The following is a 17,450-nucleotide window of genomic DNA, read 5'->3' as shown; positions in this document are numbered from 1 at the left end:
CCGCGCGATTAGGCTGGCGGGCGGACCGGTGTCGATCGAACGGGTGTTGTGGCATGAGTAGTGGGTTGGAAACCGAGGAGCAGGCCGAGGCGACGGCCCGCGACGAGGCGGCCGAATTCGCCGCCGCGCATGCGGAATTGGCGCAGGGCTACGGTGGCACCGGTGATCCCGACGATCCGGCCATGGTGCAGGCGATGCAGATGGTGTTGCACATTCCCAAGAGCGATCCGCCCGCCCGCAGCGCATTGCTGGAAGCCGCGGCCGCCGCGGCCGTCGCGGTGTGCCTCGACCCACGTTCGGGGCCGGGAGGGGAGTGGGAGCCGCGGTATCTCGCGTGGAAGCGGTCGCGGATCAGGAAGGTCGCCCGGCGCGCGCGTGGCGCCCAGTGGACGGCCGTGGGTGACGTCGACGGGGTGACTGTCGATGTCGACGGCGCGCAGGCCCGTGCGTTCGTCCCCGGTCCGGTCGGGGAGATCGATCAGCGCGTCCGCAAACTCCAGATCGGCGGCACCGACCTCGACCATGACGAGCCGGGTCCGGCGGATCCGACGTCGCCGGTGCTGTGGGTGAACGCGGCGTTGACGATGTCGGTGGGCAAGGCGGCCGCGCAGGTCGGGCACGCCAGCATGTTGCTGGCGGGTGCGCTGCCCGTGGACGCGGCGGCCGCGTGGGCAGGGCGCGGGTTCCGGTGCGCTGTGCGCGACGCGGACGAACAGCAGTGGGCGGGCTTGGTGGCCGAGGTGGCGGCGGGTCGTGCGGTGGCTGTGCGCGACGCCGGTTTCACCGAGGTGGCGCCGGGCTCGATGACGGTGATCGCGGTGCCCGCACAGCAGTGATCGCCTCGCCATACCAGGCGAATCCGACAGTTACGTTGCGGTTTTCGCGACTCGCCGCGATAACGCGGTGTGGCGTGGGTGCCCCGGGGGTATACGTAACGGACAGCTGGGCACGTCGAGGTACAGGGAGGTTCCGCGATGATGACGACAATTGTGGTGATCCTGATCGTCTGGGTCGCGCTGTCGGTGCCTGTCTCCTTTGTCGCCGCGCGGATGTTGCGTCGCGAACTTCGCAATGCGAATGACCCGTCGACGACCAGGATCGACGAATCTCGTACGGGCCGGTCGCTGCGCTGAGAGCCCGCGTGGGCCAAGATGGAGCGCGTGTCGCAACCCGATCCCGATTTGCTCATCGACTTCTCCGACGTGACCATCCGCCGCTCGGGCCGAACCCTGGTCGGCCCTGTCTCTTGGCAAGTAGAGCTCGACGAACGCTGGGTGGTGCTCGGCCCGAACGGCGCGGGCAAGACCTCGCTGTTGAGGATGGCCGCCGCCGAACTCCACCCGACCTCTGGTAGCGCGAATCTGTTGGGGGAGACGCTCGGTCGCGTCGACGTCAGCGAATTGCGACCACGCATCGGGCTGTCCTCGGCGGCGGTGGCCAGCCGGATCCCGGTGGACGAGAAGGTCAGCGACCTCGTGGTCTCGGCCGGCTACGCGGTGCTCGGCCGCTGGCGCGAGCGCTACGAGGACATCGATACCGAACGTGCCGTCGACATGCTGGAAACCCTGGGCGCCGAACATCTCTCCGACCGCACCTACGGCACCCTGTCCGAAGGTGAACGCAAACGGGTGCTGATCGCGCGCGCACTGATGACCGATCCGGAACTGCTGCTGCTCGACGAACCGGCCGCGGGCCTGGACCTGGGCGGGCGTGAGGAACTCGTCGAGCGTCTCGGCGATCTCGCCGCCGACCCCGACGCGCCCGCGATGGTGTTGGTGACCCATCACGTCGAGGAGATTCCGCCCGGCTTCACCCATGCGCTGCTCCTCAAGGAAGGCGAGGTGGTTGGCCAGGGGCTCCTGGGCGACGTGGTCACCGCCGAGAATCTGAGCAGGGCCTTCAGCCAGTCGATCGCCCTCGACCGGATCGACGGTCGCTGGTTCGCGCGGCGGGCTCGCCGTTCGGGCGGGCATCGGCGCCGGAACTGACCGCTGAGAGGAATCTCGACGCACCGTCGACCAAGCGGGCGTTAGGGTGCTGAGAGGTCGGCTGCGCTCGCAGGAGGTAGCCGATTGCGGCCGGGAGGCCGCGGTGTCGGTCGCCGAGCAGTCGGTTCGGTGGTGGAGAGGAACGGTATGAGTGAGTCCGGGGTCCCCGCGCGGGACGCGTCGACCGTGATGCTGGTGCGGGACGGCGAGGCCGGTATCGAGGTGTTCCTGCAGCGTCGGGTCAAGGCGATGGCGTTCGCCGCCGGGGTGACGGTGTTCCCCGGCGGTGGTGTCGACGCTGCCGACGGAACGGCCGACATCGCCTGGACGGGCCCCGAACCCGCGTGGTGGGCGAAGCGGTTCGCCACCGACGAGCAGAGCGCGCAGGCGCTCGTCGCCGCTGCCGTGCGGGAGACGTTCGAGGAATGCGGAGTGCTGCTCGCCGGTCCGACCGCGGACACTGTGGTCGACGACTCGGCGCGCTATCGCGAGGCGCGGGGCAAGCTCGAGCGCCGTGAACTGTCGCTGGCCGATTTCCTCGCGAGCGAGGGCCTGGTGCTGCGCGCCGATCTGCTGCGCCCGTGGTCGAACTGGATCACTCCCGAGGCCGAACCCCGCCGCTACGACACGCGCTTCTTCGTCGCGGTGCTCCCGCAGGGCCAGATCGCCGACGGCGCCACCTCCGAGGCCTCCCAGGTGATCTGGCGGACCCCGCAGGATGCCCTGACGAGCTGGCGCGAGGGCGAACACGTGCTGATGCCACCGACGTGGTCGCAGCTCGACGCGCTGTGCGGGTTCGCCGACACCGCGGCCGTGCTGGCCGCCGACCGCGTCATCGAGCCGATCATGCCGAAGTATTCGCCGGGAGCGGGCGGTCGTCCGCTGTCGGACTTCCCCGACAGCGAACGGTATTTCGACGATCTCCCGCAGTTGGGTGCATTCGGCGGCCGGTAGGTTGTGGCCCATGGCCGAATTCGTGACCCTCGAGCTGCCCGCCGAGCCGACCACCCGTGGCGTCGCGCTGCTGCGCATCGATCGTCCGCCGCTGAACCTCGTCGACGCCCAGTTGGCCCGTGAGGTGGCGGCCGCGGCAGCCACGGTGGCCCAGCATCCCGGGGTCTCGGCCCTGATCGTCTACGGCGACGAGCGGGTGTTCAGCGCGGGCGACGAGATGTCGGAGCTGGCCGCGCTCGACGCCGGTCAGGCCGCTGCCATGGCCGCCGATCTGCAGGCCGCGCTCGGTTGTCTCGCGCGGGTTCCGCAGCCGACGGTCGCCGCGATCACCGGCTACTGCCTCGGCGCGGGCCTCGAACTCGCGCTCGGCGCCGATCACCGGATCATCGGCGACAACGTGAAACTGGGTCTTCCGCAGATCAAAGCCGGCCTGATCCCGCTCTCCGGCATTCGCCGACTCTCGCTGCTCATCGGCGCCGCCCGCGCCAAGGACCTCGTCTACACCGGCCGTTTCGTCGATGCCGAGGAAGCCGCGAAGCTCGGGCTGGTCGACGAGGTGGTGGCCCCCGACGACGTTCTCACCGCCGCCCGCGCCTGGGCCGCCCAGTTCGTCACCGCCGCCCCGCGCGCCCTCGCCGCCGCCAAGGCGGTCTTCGAATCCGGGCCGCACGGCCACTCCACCGCCGTCACCGAATGGTCGGCACTGTTCGACACCGACGACGCCCGCCTCGGCACCCGCACATTCGCGGCCGACGGTCCGAACAGCGCTACCTTCACCGGAAAGTAGCAACTTACCGATAAGTTAATAACCGTTCCGGTCCGACCGGGCGAGTGAAAGGGCCGTCCCTCGTCCCAGCAGCGGCGTGCCGAGACACACATATTAGGCTGGCCTCTATGACGGTCCATCCCGACGACCCGGCGCCGAACCCCCACGCCACCGCGGCCCAGGTCGAAGCAGCGCGCAAAGACACCAAACTCGCCCAGGTCCTGTACCACGACTGGGAAGCGGAGACCTACGACGACAAGTGGTCGATCTCCTATGACGAACGCTGTATCGCGTATGCGCGCGGCCGGTTCGACCTCGCCGTGGGCCCGGCTCCGCTGCCGTACGAGCGCGCGCTCGAGCTGGGCTGTGGCACCGGATTCTTCCTCCTCAACCTGATGCAGGGCGGCGTCGCCAAGTCCGGTTCGGTCACCGACCTCTCGCCCGGCATGGTGAAGGTCGCCCTGCGCAACGCCGAGCACCTCGGTCTGGATGTCGACGGTCGTGTCGCCGACGCCGAGACCATCCCGTACGACGACGACACCTTCGATCTGGTCTGCGGCCACGCCGTGCTGCACCACATCCCCGACGTGGAGCTGGCGCTCAAGGAGTGCCTGCGCGTGCTCAAGCCGGGCGGACGCTTCGTGTTCGCCGGTGAGCCGACCACCATCGGCAACATCTACGCCCGTCGCCTCGGCCAGGCCACCTGGAAGGTGACCACCGAGATCACCAAGCTGCCGTTCCTGTCCGGCTGGCGTCGTCCGCAGACCGAGCTGGACGAGTCCTCTCGCGCCGCCGCGCTCGAGGCCGTCGTCGACCTGCACACCTTCGACCCGAGCGATCTCGAGAAGAAGGCGAAGTCCGCGGGCGCCGTCGAGGTGAAGGCCACCACCGAGGAACTCGCCGCCGCCCTGTGGGGCTGGCCGGTACGCACCTTCGAGGCCGCCGTCCCCGACGAGAAGCTGACCATGCCGTACCGCCTGGCGCAGTACCGCGCGTGGCTGGGTCTGAGCTGGCTGGACGAGAACGTGCTGCGCAAGGTCGTGCCGCGCGAGTTCTTCTACAACGCGATGATCACCGGCGTGAAGCCGGGCGCGGCGCAGAAGTAGGTGGGCTACCGCTTCGGCCGCGACGACGTCGCCTATCTCGGCAGTGCGGCAGGCTGTGCCGCGCTCGCCGAGGTCGCCCGGCTGGAGCTGACCCCCGCGACGCACCTGCGCGATATCGAGCAGGTGCGTCGTTCGCACGGTGACGCGGCGCCCGCGCTGATCGAGACCGTGCGATTGCGGCGCAAGGCCGTGGTGAAGCTGCCCGCGGCGGGCGAGTGGCTGTTCACCGACGACTCGCTGCAACAGGCCACACCCGCGCTGGTGGCCCGGCATCGGGCCGCTCGATTGGCCGGTCGCGCGGTCCACGACGTGACCTGCTCGATCGGTGCGGAACTGTCCGAGCTGGCGGCGGCCTGTCCGGCGGTGGTCGGCAGCGATCTCGACGATGTCCGCTTGGCCATGGCCGCCCATAATCTCGCAGCCGTCGATCGAAACATGGTGTTGGCCAAGGCCGATGCCCTCGTCCCGACCACTCGCGACACCGTGATCATCGCCGATCCGGCTCGTCGAGCGGACGGTCGCCGTACCTACGATCCCGCCAAGCTCCAACCCCCGCTGCCGGATCTGCTCGCCGCCTACGCGGGCCGCGATATCGCCGTGAAGTCCGCCCCCGGACTGGATTTCGACCGCCTCGGCTGGGACGGCGAAGTGGAGGTCGTCTCCCTCGACGGCGCCGTGCGCGAAGCCTGCCTCTGGTCACCCGGCCTCACCGAGCCCGGTGTCACCCGACGCGCCACCGTCCTGGACTCCCGCGGCGGCGCGACAACTCTCACCGATGCCGCCCCCGACGACATCCCCGAGCGCGCCCCCGGCGAGTGGATCATCGACCCCGACGGCGCTGTCGTCCGCGCCGGCCTCGTGCGCCACTACGCCGCGAAACACGGCCTCTGGCAACTCGACCCACAGATCGCCTACCTCACCGGCGACACGGTCCCCACGGGCATGCGCGGCTTTCGCATCGAAGGCCGCTTCGAACTCCGCGAGAAGACCCTGCGCCAGGAACTCGCCCGCCGCGACTGCGGCTCACTGGAGATCCTCATCCGGGGCGTGGATGTCGACCCCGACGCCCTGCGCAAGAAGCTCAAGCAGCGGGGATCGACGCCGTACACCCTGGTGATCACCCGGATCGGCCGCGCCGGCGTCGTCTTCCTCTGCCGAGCAGTCGCGCCCACCCGCTGACAGCTCACCTGTCGGTGCCCGCGCCTAGTCTGTCGTCAGAGACAGCCGGACACGAAAGGTGCGCACGATGGCGGATGCGGTGGCCGAGACAGAATTCCCCCGGGAGATCGGCAAGGTGGCGACGCGGGAGCTGGCCGCGCACGGCTATACCAGCTACGCACAGCTCACCCAGGTCAGTGCCAAAGAATTGCTCGCCATCCACGGCGTCGGGCCGAAATCCGTCCGCATCCTCGGTGCGGAACTGACAGCTCGTGGCCTCGCCTTCGCCGACTGAGGGCTCAGGCTTCCATCTTCTTCACCACCCGCTGCACCGTGAGCCAGGTGCGGGTGGTGATGTCCTTGCCGTAGGTCTTCTCCAGGCGGGCCATGAAGTCGGGGGTCGCGCCGGTGCTGTTGTCGATGACGGTGAGGAAGGCGCGGGCCTTGCGGTCGTAGCCGATGACGCGGGTGAGGGGGACGTCGTCGAAGGCTTTGGTATCGGCTTCGCGCATCTTCGCCTTGAAGAAGGTGACGGTGAGATAGGAGCCGCGTTCGTGGGGGAGGCCCTCGAACGGGTCGCGGTCCAGGAGCGCGCGCAGTTCGGGATGGCTGCGGATGATGGTGCCGCCGGGGATGCCGAGTTCGGCGTTGAGCGCCTGCTGAACGCGGTCTTCCAGGTCGGCGGGGTCGTCAGCGGTGCGGAAGACGATATTGCCGCTCGTGAGCACCGAGGCGACCTTCTCGAAGCCCAGCCCCTCGAACACCCCGCGCAATTTCTCGTTGCGCATGTTCGGGTTGGTCGGCATGATCCCCCGCAGCAACGCCGCATAACTCTGCACGATGCTGACCGTACCGACCCCCACCGACAGACACGGTGCTTCCGTCGCCCGTGTCCGCGAAATGCTAGCTCTGAGCCGCGGCGTTCTTCTTGCGCTCGATGTCGGCCAGCGCCGCCATGTAGGCCTCGCGCTCCTCGGCGCTCGCATCCCAGGCGACCTTGCGGTTCTTCACGACCTTGGCGGGAGCGCCGACGGCGATGCTGAAGTCGGGGACGTCCCCGCGCACCACCGCGTGCGCGCCGAGCACGCACCCACGACCCACCCTGGTATCGCGCAGGACGGTCACCTTGGCCGCGATCCAGGTGTCGGGACCGATGCGCACGGGGCTCTTCACGATGCCCTGGTCCTTGATGGGCATGTTGATGTCGTCCATGCGATGGTCGAAGTCGCAGATGTAGCACCAGTCGGCGACCAGGGTCGACTCACCGATCTCGATGTCGAGGTAGGTGTTGACGACGTTGTCCTTGCCGAACACCACCTTGTCGCCGATGCGCAGCGAGCCCTCGTGGCAGCGCAGGGCGTTGCCGTCGCCGATGTGCACCCAGCGGCCGATCTCCATGCGCGCGAATTCCGGGGTCGCGTGGATCTCCACATTGCGGCCGAGGAAGACCATTCCGCGCAGCACGATATGCGGGTTGGCCAGGCGGAACTTGGCCAGGCGGTAGTAACGCACCAGGTACCAGGGCGTGTAGGCGCGGTTGGCGAGCACCCAGCGCAGCGAATCCCTGGTCAGAAAGCGGGCCTGCTGCGGATCGCGGCGGCGTGATCCACGCCAGCGCGCGCTCAGCGGCGCGCCCCACATGCTCGTCACGAACTACTCTCCCGTCATGATCGCACCGGGCCTGCCCCGGGGATTCGGTCGTCGGGTACACAGAGTACTTTCGCAGGGCACACTTACCGTGCCATACCCCGATTACACAGGGAGATCAGCAGGTGCGAACTCGGACTCGCGTCGTTGCCTCGCTCGCTGCCGCCGGTGTGGTGGCGCTGGCCGGGTGCGGTACGGATGTGGACGACATCACCGTCGGCGCCGGAAAGGGTTGGCCCGCAACGCATCACGACAGCGGCAATGCGAGCAGCAGTCCGGTGTCGGGTGCGGAGTCGGTGTCGCTGAGCTGGTCACGTCCGGTGGGTGGCCCGATCGCCCAGCCGTTGACGATCGGCGCCGACGGCCAGATGTTCGTCACCACGAGCACCGGCAACTGCGCGATCTTCTCCTTCCAGATGCTCACCGGCCGCAAACGCTTCTGCAACCCGCTCGGACCGTCGACGATCGAAGCGCCGACCGTGCTCGACGGGGTCAGCAATGTCTACGTCGGTGACGACGGCGCGGTGAATTCGTTCAACTACCTCGGCCAGCCGCGCTGGCGCACCCCCGTCGCGGGCGTCCCGGTGGCCATCCAGTTCACCGGCGACGGCAAGCTGCTGACGGTGACCCAGTCCGGCCAGGTCGACGTGCTCAGCCGTCAGACCGGCGGTCGTGAAGTGCCGACGGTGCAGTTGCTCGGCGAACCCGACTTCCTGAAATACCCCGGCCTCACCCGCCCCGCCTCCGGCGACGGCCTCGACGACTGCCAGGTCGGCGGCCCCCGCTGTGCCGTCGCGAATACCACCGCCGTCGACCCGTCGACCGGTCGCTTCTTCGTCACCGTCTGGGAGCCGGGCAAGCAGGCCGCCGCCCTGCGCGCGATGCGCTACGGCAACGGCGTCGTGACCCAGGAGTGGAGCGCCGAGATCCTCACCGGTGGCAGCGCGACCAGCCCGACCCTGTCCGCCGACGGCGACACCGTCTATATCGGCGACAACAGCAAGCGCCTGATCGCCCTCGACACCGCCGACGGTGCCACCCGCTGGGTTCAGCCCCTGCCGTGGGCCCCGCGCGGTGGCATCTCCGTCGCGGGCGATCTGATCATCCCGGCGGGCGACGACGGCTTCCTGACCGCACTGCGCGACAACGGTGACAAGGCCGAGATCGTCTGGGAGCGCAAGGACCTCACCCTGCGCGGCACCCCGGCGCAAACCGCGGGCGATATCGGCTACACCGTCGCCGCCATCGGCGCGGGTCTGAATCTCATCACCTTCGACACCGGCACCGGCAACACCGTCGACTCCGACCCACTTCCGGCGGCCACCGGCACCACCACCGGTACCTCCATCGGCCCCGAAGGCGAAGTCGTCGTCGCCACCCGCCTCGGCGAGATCTTCGCCTTCACACCGGACGCCTGACCGGGTCGACCTCAGTACGGGTTGGCTCGGTCCTGCCAGCGCACGTCGAGTTCCGTCGCGCGCTGGCGGGTGAAGGAGATACGCGCGGGGTCGCCGTCGGCGGTGTAGCGCTGGTCCGGGTTCGCGGCGAGCCAGTCCAGCCAATAGGCCGAATCGAACGGGACCGCACCCCGGCCCGATCGGATGCGCGGCACCGCGCCGGGGTCGATCGCGCCGAACGGGGCCGGGGCGGGGTTGGAGCCGACCAGCATCACGGCGTCGAAGCGGTAGGGCGTGCCGTCCCAGACGCCCGCCGTGGCCAGCGCGTGATCGCGGGGAAAGATGCCGAGCGGTAGGGCCATGGTGCGCACGGTGACGCCCGGCGCGGCCGTGGTCACCGCGCGCACGTTCTGCACGAGTTCGCGTTGCACATTGTCGGCGTCCAAGGTCGCGAGATTCGCGTGATCAGCGGTGTGCGCGCCTATTTCGTGGCCGTTGGCGATCAGCCACGGCAGCGCGCGCGGGTCGCCGCCGAAGGGGTCGTTGTTGACGTAGAAGGTGGCCACCGGCCGGAAGTCCGGGTAGCGGCCGGCGAATTCGGCGAGGATGCCCGCGGCACTGTCCGGTGCCACCGCGCCGGAATCGGTGAAATCGACTTGGCTGCTGGTGGAATCGTCGAAGGTGAGCACCACCGGGTGGGTACCGGCGGGCAGGTCGAGGTCGCCCGCGATGTATTGCGCGGCGGTCACCGGGCGATAGTTCTCGCGGTAGAGCCGCTCCAGTTCGTCGCGGAACTCCGCCGGCGTCTGGTCGTATTCGCCCGCCGGGTTCGGTGCGATCTGGTGATACATGAGCACCGGGACGAATCCCAATTCGTTGGCGGCGATCTCGGCCGGATTCGGCGGCGCGGGCTTCGTTGTCGTCGCGGGCGCGGACGGTTGACTCGTCGACACCGCTTCGTTGTCCACCGCCGCGCAGGCCGTGAGCGCTGCGGCCAGCGTTACCGCCGACGCGAGCCACAACATTGTGTTCGAACCGCCCATCATCAATGCGATATTACGCCGCGGCGACGGATTACAGTCGATCTATCGATACCGAGTACACCCTGTCGGAACTGCGAAATAGTTGGCGCGTCAGTGTTTTTGGAAGGCGGTGTTGACGTTGGGATTGCAGCTCCGATGGGCCGATCGGCGGCGATGGATGGCCCCCGTGATCGGTGTCGGTCTCGCGGCGCTGGTCGTCTCCCTGGTGGCCGGATTCGCGCTGAGTAGATCGGCCGAGTTGCCGTCCGCGGACACCGTGCCGCCGACGCTCCGGGTGGCGCCGCCCGAGCCCGTGAGTTCCTATCGCGCGCCGGTCGTGGTGCGCGGCACGGCCGTCGACGCGGTGCGCGTATCCATCGGACCGGATTCGGTGGTTCCCGCCGCCGACGGGACCTTCGAGCTCTCGGTGCGCTGGGCCCCGGCTTTCGAGGTCGTCGCGGTGGACGCCCAGGGCAATCAGGCCGCGAGCACCGTGGTCACGCAGAGCACGCTGCCGAGGATGCGCGCGGTGCACGTCACCGCGCACGCCTGGTCGCACGAGGGCCTGCGCGAAGCTGTCCTCGACCTCGCCCGCGAAGGCCGTATCGATACCGTGCAGCTCGATATCAAGGACGAGGACGGCGTGGTCGGCTACGCCTCCCAGGTCCCGCTTGCCCTCGAATCCGGCGCCACCGCAGCAATTTACGATGCACCGGCCGCCCTGCGGCAATTGCACGATATGGGCCTGCAGGTGGTCGGCCGCATCGTCGCGTTCCGCGATCCGACTCTCGCGAGCTGGGCCTGGCACAACGGCAGGCCCGACTGGGTTGTCCAGAATCCCTCCGGGCAGCCCTATTCCAGCCACTACGGGCCGGTCGCGTTCACCAATTTCGCCGATCCCGAAGTACGGCAATACAACATCGCTCTCGCGGTGGAAGCCGCGCAGCTCGGCTTCGACGGCATCATGTACGACTACGTCCGCCGCCCGGACGGCAGCCTGACCAGCATGAATTTCGCCGGACTCGCCACCACGCCCGCCACCGCGGTCGCGGGCTTCCTCGCCGAGAGCCGCTACCCCGTGCACCTGGCGGGCGCACACCTGAGCGCCGCGGTCTACGGAATCGCCTCCACCCGCCCCGACGAGATCGCCCAGGACATCCCCCTGATGTCGCGCAGCGTCGACTTCGTGGCGCCCATGATCTACCCATCGCATTGGGGCCCCGGCGAATACGGCGTCGCGAACCCCAACGCCCAGCCCTACGACATCGTCTTCCGCTCATTGCAAGACTTCCGAGCGGCCACCGCGGGCACCGGCGCGAAAGTGGCCCCCTGGCTCCAAGACTTCAGCCTCGGCGTCACCTACGGCGACGCCGAACTCCGCGCCCAGATCGACGCCACCCGAGACGCGGGCATCGACAGCTTCTTCCTCTGGAACGCCGCCACCCGCTACCACGGCGGCGGTCTGGTCTCCACCCTTCCTGAGCCGCCCCACAGGTGACGGCCCAGGATCTCGCACATCCGCCGAGCGGTCGTAGAACTACGCGACCGGCTCCGTCGCAGTGACATCGGCCTGTTTGGGGGCCGCGGGAACCCACTCGCGCAGAGGTTGCACCACCGATCCGTAGAAGGCGTCGGTGGCCGTGGTGACGCTGGCGATGAAGCTGGCCGCGGTGCCGGAACGTTTGCTGCCCATCGGGAAGGTCTGGTCGAGGGTGAACGAGACGATCGGGCTGGTGCGGCCGTCGATGAGTGACTTGGGGGTGGTGCGGACGGTGTCGAGGAATTCGCAGGTTTCGTTGCCACGTTCGGCGAAGACGGCTTCGACCTGGACGCGGCCGGATGCGTCGGTGAGTTGCTTGGTCAGCCAGGACACGCGCCGAGCCTGGGTGCCTTCGTCGGGTGCGGCGATGGTGGTGCGGCAGCGGACCTTGTTGGTACGCACATCAGCGATGACGGTGAGGTCGCCTGCGGTTTCGGGGATGCGGAGGACGGCTTCGAACGAACCGTCGGTGGCCAGACGGTCGGCCACGGCGGCGGCACGCGCGGCCGGATCGGACTGGAACTTGCGGGCGAGAACATGCTTGACCTCGACGCCGAGCTCGGCCGTGAGTCGCAAGGCGAGGTGCCTGCACAGTGATACCCAGGTGTCGGCGACCGTCAGCGCTTTCGCGTCCCCCGCCCGCAGGGTGCCCTGGGTGACGGAGTCTCGGACGGTGACCCAGTGCCTGCCCATATCGACGAATTCGGCCGCGCCCGAACGGGGATGGTCGAGGAATCGCAGGAACTCGGCGAGAATCCACGCTTGCAGGGCGTCGTCGATGCCACCGTGCGTGGCGAGCATGCGCGCCTCGTGGGCCACTTCGGCCCACGACAGATGGCGCAGTGCGACCTTCGTCAGCTTGCGGCGGTCCACTTGGACGGGCAGTTCGCCCGGCCCGGCGGGGATGTCGTTGGACAGGCTGACGACGGCGTCGTACTTCTTTCGCCGCGCGACATCGAGGTAACTCTCCAACTGGTCCCGCCGGAGCTTGCCGTTGCCCGTCTTCACTTCCAGCAGACCGGTCCACTGCTTGGCGCCGCGGCTCACCTTCAGTACCGCATCCGGGATGACCTTGGTGTCGCCCGTTTCGTACTGCACTTCGAGGTAGCCCTCGAAAGCTCCCGCGGGCGCGCCCATCCGGGCACAGATGGCGCGGGCGAAAGGACGGACGGCCTGCATGGTGGCGATGAGCGCGGAGGTGGTGCGCCGCTCCTGCTCCTCGCCCGCTCCCACCCCGATGACCGAGAACAGGCGAGCGGGCTGCCAGGCGTCGGATTCGGCCTGCCGGAATTCGATCGGTTTGGTTTTGCGCACCACGCGCCTGGTGGTCACCACGCCACGAGCCGGCGCCTGAACCGCCCGTGACTCGGGAGCAACGACTTCCGGCTCGACTGTCTCGACGGCCGCGGGTTCGGGGTTTTCGACCGCGACACCGAAATCGGTGGCGAGCCCGCACAATCCCGTGTCCCATCCCTGCCCGACAGCCCGTACCTTCCAGCTGCCGTTTCGTCGATATACCTCGCCGAACACGAAGGCCGACTCGGTATCCGCGTCGGCGGTGAGGTATTCGGCCAGTGAGTGTCCGGCGGGATCGATGACGTGGAAGGCGAGTTTGCCCAGTGCCCCGAAGGTGCCCTCGCCGACGCTGCCCGCCAGCGCGATGGTGTGTACGTGTGCGGGAACCGCCGACAGCTCGATCGAGATCCTGGCTTGTTTTCCTTCCTCGGTGGCGCTCGTCCCGAGGAAACGCACTGAGCCGTCGGATGATTCGGTCTGGTTGTAGAAGACGAAATCAGCGTCGGATCCGACGCGCCGATCGGCGCCGAGTAGCAGCGCGGAGGCGTCGACCTCGAGCTCGGGTTCCGGCCAGCCGATCACGATGTCGATGCGGTCGACATCTTCGGGAAGCGGAATGTTCTGGCCCTTGGACAGCAGCGGAGACGTCACGATGGCGGTTCACCCTTCGATGGTCGGCAGTCAGTCGCAAGGCTGATGCAGCCGACCCGCTCGCTGACCCCCTTGCCGCACACCGCGATTGCATGCGGTGCCGAGGGTTGTCGGCGGCGAAACCTACCGTGTTACACAGATCACGTTTGAAGCCTTTGGTGAATGGTGAATGGGCCTACTTCGGATCCCGTTCCGGGAGTGGGCGTTCCACGATGTCGGGGCGGCCGAGGGAGGTGCGGACTCGGCGTTTGGCGGCGGAGTAGACCTGGGCGGTTTCGGCGGCTACCACGTCCCAGGCGAAGTCGGCGGTGAGGCGTTCTCGGGCCGTGCGGGCGCGGGCCTGGGCGGTGGCCGGGTCGTCGAGGACGGCGCGGGTGGCGTCTACCAGGCCGTCGATGTCGGCGGGGGCGAAGGACGCGCCGGTGACGCCGTCGATCACGGCTTCGCCGAGGCCGCCCGCGGTGGAGGCGATCAGCGGCACGCCCGCGGCGGCGGCCTCGAGGGCGACGATGCCGAAGGGTTCGTAGCGGCTCGGCAGGACGATGGCGTCGGCGCCGTGCAGCCAGCCCAGCAGTTCTTCGTGGCCGAGACTGCCGACGAAGTGGACCGCGCGGGCGACGCGGTGCACGCGGGCGCGTTCACGCAGCCACTCGAACTGGGTGCCGATGCCGGCGATGGTGAGTGTGGTGCCGGGGTGGGCGCGGCGGATGCGGGGGAGCGCGGCGATCGCGTCCTGCACGCCCTTCTCGTACTCGAGGCGGCCGACGTAGAGCAGACGCGGCGGACCGGAGCGTGGTGCGCGGTTGCGGAAGGTCCACGAGCCGACGTCGATACCGTTGCGGATCACCGTGATCGGGGGAAGCTCGGGACCGTAGAGGCGCTCGACCTCGTCCTGCATGGAGGTCGAGCAGGTGATGAGCTGATCGGATTCGTTGGTCAGCCACCACTCGACCGAGTGGACCTGCTTGTTGACCCGGCCCGAGACCCAGCCGCTGTGCCGCCCGGCCTCGGTGGCGTGGATCGTCGACACGAGCGGCACGTCGTAGTACTCGGCGAGCGCGATCGACGGGTGCGCGACGAGCCAGTCGTGCGCGTGCACCACATCGGGCGTCCAGCCCTCGCCCACGCCGGGCTTGCCCAGTGCCACTCCGGCACGCACCATCGCGTGCCCCATCGCCAGCGTCCAGGCGAGCATGTCCTCGCCGAAGTCGAAGCACGGCGGGTCCTCGGCCACCGCGACGACGAGCACGCCGTCGGCGATGTAGGAGTGGGTGGGGTGGGTGACCGAGTCGGTGCCCGTCGGCCGACGTGCCAGGACGACGACCTCGTGACCGGCCGCGGCCAGCTCGACGGCCAGGTGATGCACATGCCGACCGAGCCCACCGACCACGACCGGCGGGTACTCCCACGACACCATCAAAATCTTCATGCGGATCCTTCAACGGCGGCCGACGGGACAGCGGTCGGCAACCGCCGCGCGTCCAGACCAGGGAAGAATCCGTCGGCCATCGCCCATCCTGCCGCGAGACGGGTCGCTTTGGCGAACTGTCCGGCGCCGATCGCCTCGGCGAGCTCGCGGACGGCGTGCGCGTGTTCGTGCGCCCGATCGCGGGCGTACCCGGCGGCGGAGTCCTTGCTGACCATGAACGCCCAGTCGCTGGACACGGTGAGAATCGCCTCACGCAGCAACTGATCGGCGACCGGGTCGCGCAGGGACCCGTCGCGACGCACCTTGTCGAGGGTGTCCAGCGCCAGGCGAACGATGTCGGCGTTGAGCTCGACGAGGTCGGCCACCTGGTCGCCCGCCCACACCCGCCAGTCCTTGCCGGAACCCCACGATGAGTCGTTGAGCTGCACGGGTTCGCCGACGAAGCCGTTCTCGCGGGCATCGGCGAGGGTGCCGACGTTCACGCCCGCTTCGGGCAGCGCGCGCAGCACCTGCTCCAGCCACTGCGGCCCCTCGTGCCACCAGTGCCCGAACAGTTCGGTGTCGAACGCGGCCACCACGAGGGCGGGCCTGCCGATCCGCGCGGACTCCTCGATCAGCCGCGCGCGGACGGTCTCGACGAAGTCGGCGACGTCGCGGGTGACCGCTTCGGCCGCCAGTTCGGGATCGTAAGGGGCCTTGTCAGGACCGTCGACGGTCTTGCCGGTGACGCGCGAGGGTTTGAGCCCGGTCGCGTGGTCGTAGTGATGGAAATCGCGGTAGGCGCTCTGGCCGGGGTAGCCCTGTTTCGGCGACCAGACCCGGTAACTGACGGCCAGGTCGCGCCCGAAGGCGAGGACCTCGGCATCGCGGACCGGCCTGCCGAGCGAGGTGTCGCCGCGCAGCGACGGACCGTCGACCATGAAGTGGGTGATGCCCGCGGCGTCGTAAGCGCGTTCCATGCCGGGGGTGTAGCCGCATTCCGGTGCCCAGATGCCCGTCGGCGTGGTGCCCCAGCGCAGTCGCGCGTCGGCCAGGCCCTCGGTGAGCTGGAACTGGCGCAGGCGCGGGTCGAGCAGCGGCTGGAAGGGGTGCGCGAGGGGTCCGCCGAGCAGTTCGATCGCGTCGGCGTCGATCAGCGAACGCCATACCGGCGAACCGCCGTGCTTCCAGTTCTGTTCGAAATCGGCCAGCGCCGCCGCGGCGAGCCGATGTTCATGACGGCCCAGCGCCACATTGCCCGACATCGACGCCTCGTTGGCGCGCAACTGCCAGTTGCCCAGCCAGTGGTGCATACCCGCGAGGCAGTGCGGATCGTCGAGCTGCGCGGCGAGCACCGGCGTGATGCCGAGGCTGAGCAGATGCGAACGCCCCTCGGCGGCAAGGTTTTTTAGTGCCCGGACCAGCGGCAGATAGGACGCGGCCCAGGACTGGTAGAGCCATTCCTCGCCGACCGGCCAGCGCCCGTGATGGGCGAGCCAGGGCAGGTGGGAGTGCAGGACCAGCGTGAACTGACCCGGCACGGCGGAGCGGGAACCGGTCAATTTCTTGCCTGCCCGACCTCTGCCTTTGCGGCGATCGCGACCAGATCCAAGCTCGCGTCGATATCGCCCGCACGCAGGTCGAAATCGTCGATCGTGACGGCGGCGACGTCGGCGGTGAGGTCGGCGGGCCACGGCTCACCGGCCAGCGCGCGCTCGATCTGGGCGTCGATGAACGACCCACCGTGCTTGGCGTCCAACGCTTTCAGGCTCGCGCCGTGGTGCACGCCCAGCATCTCGGAGACGGTGAACCCGGCCTCGACGAGCAGTTCGGTCAGCTCGGCGGCATTGAGTTCGCGGGTGTGGAACGGGTTGAGCGGGGTGTCGCGACCGGGGGAGAAGGTGATCCGATTCGGGGTGCTGATCAGCAGCACACCGCCGGGGCGGAGCACCCGCAGGCATTCGCGCAGGAACTGTCCCTGGTCCCAGAGGTGTTCGATGACTTGGAAATTCACCACGACGTCGACGGATTCGTCGTCGAGGGGCAGCGCGGCCAGGTTGCCCTGGATCATCTCCACGCGCGGGTAGCGCGCGCGGACGTGCGCGACGGCGCTCTCGTCGTAGTCCAGACCGGTGACGCGCTGGGCCACGCCCGCGATCATGTCGGCGCCGTAGCCCTCGCCCGAGCCCGCCTCGAGCACGATCTTGTCGGTGCAGCGGTCGAGCAGCCGGGCATAGGCGATCTCGTGCCGACGGAACCAGTAGTTCTCCTCGGCGATGCCGGGCACCGTCCGCTCGCCGGTCAACGGCAGTGGTTCATGTGTTGCGGCCACGGGTGCGGCAGGGATCACAGCCTCGCTCATTGGTCCGAGGTTACTGGTACCGCCGGTTCACGCAGGAGTCAGGGACCTCTTGCGCAGGTAGGTTACCCACGAGTAACTTAGCGTAGGGTAGTGTTCCGATCTGAGCTAGATATCTCACACGGACGTACGGCTGAGCTCGTGCGGCCCCACCACAC

17 protein-coding genes are annotated in these 17,450 nt (G+C 68.8%); 10 read left to right on the top strand and 7 right to left on the bottom strand.

The genetic code is table 11. The features are described from left to right. The first annotated feature begins 53 nt into the window (after positions 1-53). From QX204_RS23845 to QX204_RS23810, 8 genes are all read left to right on the top strand, one after another. The gene (locus QX204_RS23845) at positions 54-836 is read left to right on the top strand and encodes an aminoacyl-tRNA hydrolase (protein WP_301902458.1); all 783 of its coding nucleotides are present in this window, start codon (positions 54-56) and stop codon (positions 834-836) included. Positions 837-974: 138 nt separating this feature from the next. Next, a complete protein-coding gene (locus QX204_RS23840) occupies positions 975-1,133 on the top strand; it encodes a hypothetical protein (RefSeq protein ID WP_301902456.1) in 159 nt (52 codons plus the stop codon). Between the two features lie 18 nt (positions 1,134-1,151). Further along, positions 1,152-1,988 carry an ABC transporter ATP-binding protein gene (locus QX204_RS23835; protein ID WP_301902454.1) on the top strand — a complete coding sequence of 279 codons (837 nt, stop codon included), beginning with the start codon at positions 1,152-1,154 and terminating at the stop codon, positions 1,986-1,988. Between the two features lie 147 nt (positions 1,989-2,135). Then, a complete protein-coding gene (locus tag QX204_RS23830; RefSeq protein ID WP_301902453.1) occupies positions 2,136-2,942 on the top strand; it encodes an NUDIX hydrolase in 807 nt (268 codons plus the stop codon). Between the two features lie 10 nt (positions 2,943-2,952). After that, positions 2,953-3,729 (top strand): enoyl-CoA hydratase-related protein, encoded by a 777-nt coding sequence (locus QX204_RS23825; protein WP_301902451.1) that lies wholly within the window; start codon positions 2,953-2,955, stop codon positions 3,727-3,729. 107 nt (positions 3,730-3,836) lie between these two features. Continuing rightward, positions 3,837-4,814: a class I SAM-dependent methyltransferase gene (locus QX204_RS23820; protein ID WP_301902450.1), complete on the top strand. Its 978-nt coding sequence runs from the start codon at positions 3,837-3,839 to the stop codon at positions 4,812-4,814. Then, a complete protein-coding gene (locus tag QX204_RS23815; protein WP_301902449.1) occupies positions 4,815-5,993 on the top strand; it encodes a THUMP-like domain-containing protein in 1,179 nt (392 codons plus the stop codon). It begins immediately after the preceding gene. Positions 5,994-6,060: 67 nt separating this feature from the next. Further along, positions 6,061-6,267 (top strand): helix-hairpin-helix domain-containing protein, encoded by a 207-nt coding sequence (locus QX204_RS23810; RefSeq protein ID WP_301902448.1) that lies wholly within the window; start codon positions 6,061-6,063, stop codon positions 6,265-6,267. Between the two features lie 4 nt (positions 6,268-6,271). Here QX204_RS23810 and QX204_RS23805 read toward each other — a convergent pair whose 3' ends face one another. Both QX204_RS23805 and QX204_RS23800 read right to left on the bottom strand, forming a co-directional pair. Continuing rightward, positions 6,272-6,811 carry a DUF1697 domain-containing protein gene (locus tag QX204_RS23805; RefSeq protein WP_301902446.1) on the bottom strand — a complete coding sequence of 180 codons (540 nt, stop codon included), beginning with the start codon at positions 6,809-6,811 and terminating at the stop codon, positions 6,272-6,274. Positions 6,812-6,875: 64 nt separating this feature from the next. Beyond that, complete coding sequence (locus QX204_RS23800; RefSeq protein WP_301902444.1) at positions 6,876-7,622, bottom strand: acyltransferase; 747 nt, start codon at positions 7,620-7,622, stop codon at positions 6,876-6,878. A 122-nt stretch (positions 7,623-7,744) separates the two neighbouring features. Here QX204_RS23800 and QX204_RS23795 point away from each other — a divergent pair, with 122 nt between their 5' ends. Next, positions 7,745-9,037, top strand: a complete 1,293-nt coding sequence (locus QX204_RS23795; RefSeq protein ID WP_301902442.1) for a BamB-related PQQ repeat family beta-propellar protein — start codon at positions 7,745-7,747, stop codon at positions 9,035-9,037. Positions 9,038-9,048: 11 nt separating this feature from the next. On the opposite strand, the gene QX204_RS23790 is transcribed toward QX204_RS23795, so the two are convergent. Beyond that, complete coding sequence (locus QX204_RS23790; protein ID WP_301902441.1) at positions 9,049-10,041, bottom strand: polysaccharide deacetylase family protein; 993 nt, start codon at positions 10,039-10,041, stop codon at positions 9,049-9,051. A 184-nt stretch (positions 10,042-10,225) separates the two neighbouring features. On the opposite strand from QX204_RS23790, the gene QX204_RS23785 reads away from it, so the two are divergent. Further along, positions 10,226-11,536 (top strand): putative glycoside hydrolase, encoded by a 1,311-nt coding sequence (locus tag QX204_RS23785; protein WP_301902439.1) that lies wholly within the window; start codon positions 10,226-10,228, stop codon positions 11,534-11,536. A gap of 39 nt (positions 11,537-11,575) precedes the next feature. On the opposite strand, the gene QX204_RS23780 is transcribed toward QX204_RS23785, so the two are convergent. The 4 genes from QX204_RS23780 to QX204_RS23765 all read right to left on the bottom strand — a co-directional run bounded on the left by QX204_RS23780 (position 11,576) and on the right by QX204_RS23765 (position 17,295). Further along, positions 11,576-13,525: a TerD family protein gene (locus QX204_RS23780; protein WP_301902438.1), complete on the bottom strand. Its 1,950-nt coding sequence runs from the start codon at positions 13,523-13,525 to the stop codon at positions 11,576-11,578. Positions 13,526-13,700: 175 nt separating this feature from the next. Beyond that, positions 13,701-14,954 carry a glycosyltransferase family 4 protein gene (locus tag QX204_RS23775; protein ID WP_301902436.1) on the bottom strand — a complete coding sequence of 418 codons (1,254 nt, stop codon included), beginning with the start codon at positions 14,952-14,954 and terminating at the stop codon, positions 13,701-13,703. After that, positions 14,951-16,495 carry a 1,4-alpha-glucan branching protein domain-containing protein gene (locus QX204_RS23770; protein ID WP_301902435.1) on the bottom strand — a complete coding sequence of 515 codons (1,545 nt, stop codon included), beginning with the start codon at positions 16,493-16,495 and terminating at the stop codon, positions 14,951-14,953. The genes QX204_RS23775 and QX204_RS23770 overlap by 4 nt, the downstream gene beginning before the upstream one ends. After that, positions 16,492-17,295 (bottom strand): class I SAM-dependent methyltransferase, encoded by an 804-nt coding sequence (locus tag QX204_RS23765; protein ID WP_301902433.1) that lies wholly within the window; start codon positions 17,293-17,295, stop codon positions 16,492-16,494. The genes QX204_RS23770 and QX204_RS23765 overlap by 4 nt, the downstream gene beginning before the upstream one ends. Positions 17,296-17,450 lie beyond the last annotated feature (155 nt).

It is taken from the genome of Nocardia sp. PE-7 (assembly GCF_030486425.1).
In the GTDB taxonomy this organism is placed as follows: Bacteria; Actinomycetota; Actinomycetes; order Mycobacteriales; family Mycobacteriaceae; genus Nocardia; species Nocardia salmonicida_A.
The sequence above is the reverse complement of the archived record's forward strand: the minus strand, read 5'-3'. Positions and strand labels throughout refer to the sequence as shown.

What these genes read in the sequence shown, in the direction of transcription:
- QX204_RS23845 (WP_301902458.1), top strand. Translation starts at nt 54, where the DNA reads ATGAGTAGTGGGTTGGAAACCGAGGAGCAGGCCGAGGCGACGGCCCGC.
- QX204_RS23840 (WP_301902456.1), top strand. Translation starts at nt 975, where the DNA reads ATGATGACGACAATTGTGGTGATCCTGATCGTCTGGGTCGCGCTGTCG.
- QX204_RS23835 (WP_301902454.1), top strand. Translation starts at nt 1,152, where the DNA reads ATGGAGCGCGTGTCGCAACCCGATCCCGATTTGCTCATCGACTTCTCC.
- QX204_RS23830 (WP_301902453.1), top strand. Translation starts at nt 2,136, where the DNA reads ATGAGTGAGTCCGGGGTCCCCGCGCGGGACGCGTCGACCGTGATGCTG.
- QX204_RS23825 (WP_301902451.1), top strand. Translation starts at nt 2,953, where the DNA reads ATGGCCGAATTCGTGACCCTCGAGCTGCCCGCCGAGCCGACCACCCGT.
- QX204_RS23820 (WP_301902450.1), top strand. Translation starts at nt 3,837, where the DNA reads ATGACGGTCCATCCCGACGACCCGGCGCCGAACCCCCACGCCACCGCG.
- QX204_RS23810 (WP_301902448.1), top strand. Translation starts at nt 6,061, where the DNA reads ATGGCGGATGCGGTGGCCGAGACAGAATTCCCCCGGGAGATCGGCAAG.
- QX204_RS23790 (WP_301902441.1), bottom strand. Translation starts at nt 10,041, where the DNA reads ATGTTGTGGCTCGCGTCGGCGGTAACGCTGGCCGCAGCGCTCACGGCC.
- QX204_RS23775 (WP_301902436.1), bottom strand. Translation starts at nt 14,954, where the DNA reads ATGAAGATTTTGATGGTGTCGTGGGAGTACCCGCCGGTCGTGGTCGGT.
- QX204_RS23765 (WP_301902433.1), bottom strand. Translation starts at nt 17,295, where the DNA reads ATGAGCGAGGCTGTGATCCCTGCCGCACCCGTGGCCGCAACACATGAA.